This window comes from Enterovirga sp. (assembly GCF_028290205.1).
In the GTDB taxonomy this organism is placed as follows: domain Bacteria; phylum Pseudomonadota; class Alphaproteobacteria; order Rhizobiales; family Beijerinckiaceae; genus Enterovirga.
The window spans coordinates 1-7,397 of sequence record NZ_JAQGKF010000018.1 but is presented as its reverse complement, the minus strand read 5'-3'; the positions used below and the strand labels follow the sequence as shown (position 1 = coordinate 7,397).

Sequence of the window (7,397 nt, the reverse complement as noted above, 5' to 3'; positions counted from 1 at the left end):
CGGCTGGGCCTCCGATGCGGGCGCGGCAGATGCCGGGGCGGCCAGTGGCACGCCGAGCAGGAGCCACGAGAGAAGGAGGCGCGAGGTCACCATTCTCCGGAACATGAATGGGTAAGATTGATGAAAGCTCACCGGCCACCGCGGCTGCCCGTCGCACCGAACCGTGGACGGCCGCGCCCGAAGCCGGCCTTCGGCTTCGCGGCGGAGTGACGCAGCCGCGGCACTGCGTTACGTGCGCCCGCGAGGAGCGCGACCGATGCAGAGGTTCGAGGTGCAGACCCCCGCCCGCGAGGAGACCCGCAGCGGCTTCGGGGCAGGCCGGGAGGGCGGCCACTAGGCCGCTGCGCAATCATGCAGGTCATCATCGCCGGCGGCGGCATTGGCGGGCTCACGGCCGCGCTCGCCCTACACGCCCGGGGCATCCGGGCCACCGTCTACGAACAGGCCGACGAGATCCGCGAGCTCGGGGTCGGCATCAACACCCTGCCCCAGGCGATCGCCGAACTCGCGGAGCTCGGCCTCCTCCCGGCGCTCGACGCCGTCGCCATCCGCACGCACGAACTGATCTACCTGACCCGCAACGGCCAGGAGGTGTGGCGCGAGCCGCGCGGGCTCCATGCCGGCCACCCCGTGCCGCAATTCTCCATCCACCGCGGCCGCCTCCAGGCCGTGATCCGCGAGGCTGTGCTCCAGCGGCTCGGGCCGGATGCGATCCGGACCGGGTGCCGGCTCGGGCATTTCGTGGAGGACGAAGGCGGGGTCTCGGCCTGGTTCTTCGACCGCACCGGGCGCCGCACGGCGCAGGCCCGGGGCGAGGTGCTGGTCGGGGCTGACGGGATCCATTCGGCGGTCCGGGCCGCGCTGGTCCCGAACGAGGGACCGCCGCGCTGGAACGGGCTGATGCTGTGGCGCGGCGCCCGCGACTGGCCAGCCTTCCTGGACGGAGCCTCCATGGTGGTGGCCGGCGGGCTCTCGGCCAAGGCGGTCTGCTACCCGATCGCGGCGGGCGAGACGGAGCGAAGCCGCCTCACCAACTGGGCCGTGATCGGCCGCATCGGCGAGCCCGGCACCGAGCCGCCCCGCCGCGAAGACTGGTCTCGGCCCGGCCGGTGGGAGGATCTCGCGCCGCATGTCTCCGGATTCCGGGTCGGCGCGGTCGATCTCGGCGCCCTGATGCGGGCGACCGAGCCGTTCTGGGAATACCCGATGTGCGACCGCGATCCCCTCGCGGTCTGGACGCGGGGGCGGGTTACGCTGCTCGGCGACGCCGCGCATCCGATGTACCCGGTCGGCTCGAACGGCGCCTCGCAGGCCATTCTCGACGCCCGGGCGCTGGCCGACGCCCTCGCCGCGGCCGAGCACCCGCGCCAGGGATTGCGGGCCTATGAGCGGGCGCGCCGCGAGGCCACGGCGGCCATCGTGCTGGCCAACCGCGAGGGCGGGCCGGAAGGCGTCATCGACGCCGTCGAGGCGCTGGCGCCGGACGGGTTCGCGGATGTCGAGGCGGTGATGCCCTTCCCCGAGCGCGAGGCCATCGTGCGGGGCCGGGCCGGGGCGGCGGCGCTCCGGCGCTAGCCCTCGATCTTCGCGAAATCCGCCACCTCGCGGGTCGCCCGCCGCAGCATGGCGAGAAGCTTGAGGCGGTTTTCGCGCAGCGCCGGGTCCTCGGCGTTCACCGTGACCTTGTCGAAGAAGGCGTCGACCGCGGGCCGGAGTTCGGCCAGCGCCCGCATGGCGGCCTCGAAATCCTCGGCGCGGACGGCCTCCGAGGCCGCGCCGGCGGCGCGGGCGAGGGCCAGCGCCAGCGAGCGCTCCTCGGTTTCCACCAGCGCCCCGATCTCGGGCATGCCGTCGAACGAGCGGCCGTCCTTCTTCTCCTCGATGCGGAGAATGTTGGCGGCCCGCTTGGTCGCGGCGAGCAGGTTCTGGCCGTCCTCGGTCGCGAGAAACCGGCCCAAAGCCTCCACCCGCCGCACCACAGTGAGAAGGTCGTCGTTGCCGCCGCCCGGCGCCGTTGCCCCGCCCGCCTGGTCGCCCTGGGACGTAGGCGAAGCCTGGGGCTCGGCGGAGCCGGCGCCACCCGTGCTTTGGGACGCGGCCTGCGACCGCGCCTCGGGGTGCCGCCCTTGCGACTCTCCGTGGGCGTTCAGCACCGCGTCAATCAGATCATGCCGCGCGCCGCGCTCGCGGAGATACACTTTCAGGCGGTCGTGGAAGAATGAGAGGAGGTCACTCTCTCCGGCAACAACCGCTTGGGCGAGCCGCTCGGCCGCACCTTCGCGCATGTCGGGTCCGGGCTGGACAGGCGCCTCTCCCGAGGCCGGGGAGGCTGGCCGGGTCGTCGTCGCGAGGTGCGACTTCAGTGTGGCTCCGGCCGAACGAGCCACGGCCCTCGCGGCGAGGCGGTAAACTCGCGCGAGGCTCAGCCGCAGCTCGTTCTCCAGCACCAGCCGGATCACGCCCAGGGCGGCGCGGCGGAGGGCGTAGGGGTCCTTCGAGCCCGTCGGCTTCTCGTCGATGGCCCAGAAGCCGACCAGCGTGTCGAGCTTGTCGGCAAGTGCGACGGCCACCGTCACGGGGTCGGACGGCACGCGGTCGGACGGGCCGAGCGGGCGATAATGGTCCTCGATGGCGGCCGCGACGGCCGGGCTCTCGCCCTGCGCGGCCGCGTAGTAGCGGCCCATCAGGCCCTGCAGCTCCGGGAACTCGCCGACCATCTCGGTCGTGAGGTCAGCCTTGGCGAGGCGGGCGGCCCGCTCGGCCTCGCCGGGATCGGCACCGACGGCGGGCGCGAGTTCGCGGGCGAGGGCCGCGATGCGCTCCACACGCTCGAACTGGGTGCCGAGCTTTTCGTGAAAGACGATGTTTTCGAGCTTGCCGAGCCGCTCCTCGAGACGGGTCTTGCGGTCGGTGTCCCAGAAGAACTTCGCGTCCGACAGCCGGGCCCTGACCACGCGCTCGTTGCCGGCCACGATGGCGGCGCCGCCGTCGGACGCCTCGATGTTGGACACCAGGATGAAGCTGTTGGCGAGGATCTGCTCCACCCCGGCCGGGGCGAGGCTGCCGGCGCTCTCCGGATCGGCGCTGTCCGGTCCGGCCTCCGGCCCGCCGGGCGCCGGTGCCGCGGCTGGCCGGCGCAGCACGAAGCATTTCTGGTTCGCCCGAATGGTGGCCCGGATCACCTCCGGCGGGATCTGCAGAAAGCTCTCGTCGAAGCGGCCCATCAGGCAGACCGGCCATTCCACCAGGCCGGCCACCTCCTCCAGGAGCGCATCGTCCTCCACCACCTCGAGCCCCTGGGCAAAGGCGAGGTCGCGGGCGTCGTGCCGGATGATGTCGCGGCGCCGCTCGGCGTCGAGCACCACCCGCCCGGCTTCCAGCGCGGCCGCGTAATCGTCGAAACGGCGGGCCTGGATCGGGGCCGGGGCCATGAAACGGTGCCCGCGGGTGGCGTCGCCGGACACGAGCCCGCCGACCAGGAGCGGCACGATCTCGGGCGTCTCGGTCTCCGACCCGAAGGTGCAGAGAATGGATTGCAGCGGCCTGACCCAGCGCAGCGCGCCGGCCTCGGCCGAGGCCTCCCCCCAGCGCATGGATTTCGGCCAGGGGAAGTTGCGAATGACGGCCGGCAGGAGCTCGGACAGGACCTGAGGCGTCGGGCGGCCGGGCTTGTCGATCCGGGCCACGTAGAAGTCGCCCTTCTTCGGGTCGGTCTGCACCGCGAGCGCCTCGCGCGAGGCGAGGCCGGCGCTCTTCACGAACCCGTCCACCGCCGCGTCCGGCGCGCCGACGCGCGGCCCCTTGCGCTCCTCGCTGACGTCCTTGCCCTTGGCCGGCAGCCCGACCACGTGCAGCGTCAGCCGGCGCGGCGTCGCATAGGCGCGGGCACCCTCATAGAGGAACCCCTGCTCGACCAGGGCATCCGTCACGAGCCGGCGCAGATCCTCCGCGGCCTTGGCCTGCATGCGGGCGGGGATCTCTTCCGAGAGGAGTTCGAGCAGGAGGTCGGGCATGGATGTTCGCGTCGCGGCGGGTGCCGCCGGAGCGCGGACGCTTATCCCCGCCCTCCTCCTCTGTCGAGAAGACGGGGCCTCAGCCCCGGCTCGCCGAGATCTCCATCTCGTGCACCAGGTCGTATTGGCCGTTCGGCGTGACGTCGCAGGCGAGCCGCACCACGGCCCGGCGCGAGCCGTGCGCGAGGTCGAGCAGGCGGAAGAAGCGCTCGGCCGCCAGGAACACGTCGAAGCGGTTCTCGCTCGGCCCGGTCGAGACGCCGAAATAATCGCCCGACACGGCGTCGAACCGGTCGGGCCAGTTGCGGGCCCGCATGCGGAGCTGGGCCGTGGTGGAGCCCCAGAAGGTGAGCTCCACCGTGCCGAGCTCCTCGCCGGTTTCGGCCAGCGTCCCGGTGCCGGTCAGGCGCGCCACTCCGGTATCGGTCGTGGCGTCGCAGACGAGGTCGTAGGAGACGCGGGTGATCGCGACCCGGATGTTGCGGCGCGATCCGGGCTTCATGCAGCGTCCTGGACGGCGGCCGGGGCCACGCCCCCGCCCTCCGTCTTGCGCCAGGCCGCGCCGCAGCTCCGGGCGAGGTCGCGCACGCGCAAAATGTAGCTCTGCCGCTCGGTCACGGAGATCACGCCGCGGGCGTCGAGCAGGTTGAAGACGTGGCTCGCCTTGATGCACTGGTCGTAGGCCGGCAGCGCCATCTCGTGCCGCTCGCCCCGGTCGCCAGCCGCAAGGTAGGATTTGCAGGCCGCCTCGGCGTCCCGGAACTGCCGGAACAGCATGTCCGTGTCGGCATGCTCAAAATTGTGCCGCGAATATTCCTGCTCAGCCTGCAGAAAGACGTCGCCGTAGGTGACACGCTCGGCCCCGTCGAGCCCGTTGAAGTTCAGGTCGTAGACGTTCTCGACGCCCTGCACATACATGGCCAGCCGCTCGAGCCCGTAGGTCAGCTCGCCCGCGACGGGAGCGCATTCGAAGCCGGCCACCTGCTGGAAATAGGTGAACTGGCTCACCTCCATGCCGTCGCACCAGCATTCCCAGCCGAGGCCCCAGGCCCCGAGCGTCGGGCTCTCCCAATCATCCTCGACGAAGCGGATGTCGTGCAGCGTGGAATCGACGCCGATCGCCTCCAGCGACGCGAGGTAGAGTTCCTGCAGGTTCGGCGGGTTCGGCTTCAGGATCACCTGGAACTGGTAATAATGCTGCAGCCGGTTCGGGTTCTCGCCGTAGCGGCCGTCCTTGGGCCGGCGCGAGGGCTGCACATAGGCCGCGCGCCAGGGCCGCGGGCCGAGCGCGCGCAGCGTCGTCGCCGGGTGAAACGTCCCCGCCCCCACCTCCATGTCGTAGGGCTGCAGGATGGCGCAGCCCTGTTCGGCCCAGAAGGTCTGAAGGGCGAGGATGAGCCCCTGGAAGGAGCGTTCCGGGCGCATATGCGGGAGGGCGGCCGGGCTGGCGGGCCCGTGAGCGCTTGCAGGCGTGATCATGGCTGCACCGATAAGGACGGCCCCGGACCTGTCAAGCTGCGCCCAAAAGTAACGCTCCGCTCACCTTGGGACGTGGCCAAGTAGTAACCGTCTCCGCAGCTTGGCGGGGAACATTCAAGCTCCACTGCGCATTCTTCACCCGAACCAGACGGCCACGCTTCATGTGTGGCCCCACACAGCTGAAAGCCCGCCAGTTCGCCAAGAAGAGCAGGACAGAGCCGGGCACGGAGACATCGGAACATGGTCACGCCTTTCATCGCGATCCGCCTGGCTGCCGCCACTCTTCTTCTGGGCAGCGTTGCCCTGGCTGGCGACGCCATGGCGAAACCCGCGGCCAACGAGACGACGCTCGCCAGCATGCCGGCTGCCATGCCGACGGCCGTCGTGGCCGCCGCGCCGATGACGGTCGAGGATTCGGCCAGCGGCTGCGCCCGCAAGGTGAAGGTCGTCTATGCCGGCTACGGCGAGGCGGACCGCATGGGCTGCGCCCGGGAAGCCCGGTCGGCCGCGCGCTAAACGCTCGCTGAACGGCTCCACGACCAGCCAGACGGCTTTTGTTCAGCCACCGTCCCGCACATCGGGGCGGGGCAGACGGCTCTGCTGGCCGGACGCCACCATCCTTCAGGAGGACAGAATGACCGGATTTCGGTCCATGATCGTTGCGGCAGCCGCGCTCGGCGGCCTGGCTCTGGCAGCCCCCGCTTCGGCCGCCCCCGTTTCCGCCGGCGCAGCAGCCGCGGCAGCCGCTCCGGCGGCGGCCGTCGAGACGGTGCAATGGGGCCCGGGTTACGGCTACGGCCCTCGCTACGGCTATGACGGCCCCCGCCGCTACCGGGGCGGCGACGGCTATTACGGCCCGCGCCGCTACCGCGGCCCGCATTACGGCTTCTACGGCCCGCGCCGCGGCTGGGGCGGCCCGCCCGTGGTGTGCCGATTCCGCGACTCGCCGTGGGGCCCGCGGCGGGTGTGCTTCCGCCGCTACTGATCTGAAGGGCGCCTCCGGGCGCCCTTCTCATGTCGGGCGGTCGTGCAACCGGGCTGCCGCCGCCGTGAAGCCGCCGCCGGCCTCGTGCAGCACAAAGGGCGCGGCGATACGAAGCGGGGCGCGCCCGCCTTTCACGGCCGCGACGAGGATGCGCGACGCGTCCTCCCCCGCCCTGGGCTGGATCGGCGTGACCACGACCGAGCCGAACGCTCGCTCCAAGGCGCCGAGGCAACGCTGCAGCCCGTCCGCGCGGTAGATCGCGACGAGCCGCCCCTTGTGGCGCAGCAGATCCGCGGCACTCCCAATCCAATCGCCGAGCGTGCCGCCCTCCATCTCATGGGCCGCGCGGCGCAGCTTTTCGGGCGACGGCCGACTCTCGCCTTCGAAGAAGGGTGGGTTAGTGAGCACCAGGTCCACGCTCCCGGGCACGAGCCCCGACTCGCGCCGGGCCTGCGGCGGCCAGAACACATCCGCTTCGACGATGTTTCCGCGATCCTCCATCCCGTTGAGCGCGAGGTTGCGCCTGGCGAGACCCGCGAGGTCGGGATCGCGCTCGACCAGCAGCACCCTGGCCGAGGGATGCCGGACGGCGGCCATCAGCCCCACGGCGCCGGTCGCAGCCCCGAGATCGGCCACCACCTCGTCGGGCCGAACCTCGGCGAGTCCGGCGAGCAGCACCGCATCGGTGCCGGCGCGGTGGCCGCGGCGCGGCTGCAGAAGCGTGACGGCTCCGCCGAGGAGCCGATCCTCCGTGGTCTCGAAATCCGTCTCAGACATCCCTGAGCTCGGTGCCGAGCCCCGCCTCCGCGACAAGGCGCCGGGCGCGTGGCGCCCACTCGTCCGGGACCAGCAGACGGCGCTGGAACGCCCCGATCGAGCCCTCGAGCGCACCCATGTGGGAATCGGCCACGAGCACCGGG

8 protein-coding genes are annotated in these 7,397 nt (G+C 71.8%); 3 read left to right on the top strand and 5 right to left on the bottom strand.

What is annotated here, in order from left to right:
- Nucleotides 1-351 precede the first annotated feature (351 nt).
- Nucleotides 352-1,575: a flavin-dependent oxidoreductase gene (locus JWR86_RS01675; protein WP_299559818.1), complete on the top strand. Its 1,224-nt coding sequence runs from the start codon at nucleotides 352-354 to the stop codon at nucleotides 1,573-1,575.
- Here JWR86_RS01675 and glyS read toward each other — a convergent pair.
- The 3 genes from glyS to JWR86_RS01660 all read right to left on the bottom strand — a co-directional run bounded on the left by glyS (nucleotide 1,572) and on the right by JWR86_RS01660 (nucleotide 5,438).
- Entirely contained in the window at nucleotides 1,572-4,013 is a 2,442-nt protein-coding gene (glyS, locus tag JWR86_RS01670; protein WP_299559815.1) for a glycine--tRNA ligase subunit beta, read from the bottom strand. The genes JWR86_RS01675 and glyS overlap by 4 nt on opposite strands.
- Before the next feature lie 79 nt (nucleotides 4,014-4,092).
- Entirely contained in the window at nucleotides 4,093-4,515 is a 423-nt protein-coding gene (locus JWR86_RS01665; RefSeq protein WP_299559812.1) for a hypothetical protein, read from the bottom strand.
- Nucleotides 4,512-5,438: a glycine--tRNA ligase subunit alpha gene (locus tag JWR86_RS01660; RefSeq protein WP_299559824.1), complete on the bottom strand. Its 927-nt coding sequence runs from the start codon at nucleotides 5,436-5,438 to the stop codon at nucleotides 4,512-4,514. Before JWR86_RS01660 ends, JWR86_RS01665 begins: the two co-directional genes overlap by 4 nt.
- 294 nt (nucleotides 5,439-5,732) lie before the next feature.
- Between JWR86_RS01660 and JWR86_RS01655 the strand changes: the two genes are divergently transcribed.
- Together JWR86_RS01655 and JWR86_RS01650 are read left to right on the top strand one after the other, a co-directional pair.
- Complete coding sequence (locus JWR86_RS01655) at nucleotides 5,733-6,008, top strand: hypothetical protein (RefSeq protein WP_299559809.1); 276 nt, start codon at nucleotides 5,733-5,735, stop codon at nucleotides 6,006-6,008.
- A gap of 118 nt (nucleotides 6,009-6,126) precedes the next feature.
- A complete protein-coding gene (locus tag JWR86_RS01650) occupies nucleotides 6,127-6,477 on the top strand; it encodes a hypothetical protein (protein WP_299559806.1) in 351 nt (116 codons plus the stop codon).
- 27 nt (nucleotides 6,478-6,504) lie between these two features.
- Here the strand turns inward: JWR86_RS01650 and JWR86_RS01645 are convergent, their stop codons facing one another.
- Nucleotides 6,505-7,254, bottom strand: a complete 750-nt coding sequence (locus JWR86_RS01645; RefSeq protein WP_299559803.1) for a methyltransferase — start codon at nucleotides 7,252-7,254, stop codon at nucleotides 6,505-6,507.
- On the bottom strand, nucleotides 7,247-7,397 hold a 151-nt coding region (locus tag JWR86_RS01640), incomplete at its 5' end, for a DUF2007 domain-containing protein (protein ID WP_299559821.1). The genes JWR86_RS01645 and JWR86_RS01640, both read right to left, overlap by 8 nt.

Excerpts from the sequence above, each read along its gene's own strand:
- JWR86_RS01675 (WP_299559818.1), top strand. The coding sequence starts at position 352 with ATGCAGGTCATCATCGCCGGCGGCGGCATTGGCGGGCTCACGGCCGCG.
- glyS (WP_299559815.1), bottom strand. The coding sequence starts at position 4,013 with ATGCCCGACCTCCTGCTCGAACTCCTCTCGGAAGAGATCCCCGCCCGC.
- JWR86_RS01665 (WP_299559812.1), bottom strand. The coding sequence starts at position 4,515 with ATGAAGCCCGGATCGCGCCGCAACATCCGGGTCGCGATCACCCGCGTC.
- JWR86_RS01660 (WP_299559824.1), bottom strand. The coding sequence starts at position 5,438 with ATGCGCCCGGAACGCTCCTTCCAGGGGCTCATCCTCGCCCTTCAGACC.
- JWR86_RS01655 (WP_299559809.1), top strand. The coding sequence starts at position 5,733 with ATGGTCACGCCTTTCATCGCGATCCGCCTGGCTGCCGCCACTCTTCTT.
- JWR86_RS01650 (WP_299559806.1), top strand. The coding sequence starts at position 6,127 with ATGACCGGATTTCGGTCCATGATCGTTGCGGCAGCCGCGCTCGGCGGC.
- JWR86_RS01645 (WP_299559803.1), bottom strand. The coding sequence starts at position 7,254 with ATGTCTGAGACGGATTTCGAGACCACGGAGGATCGGCTCCTCGGCGGA.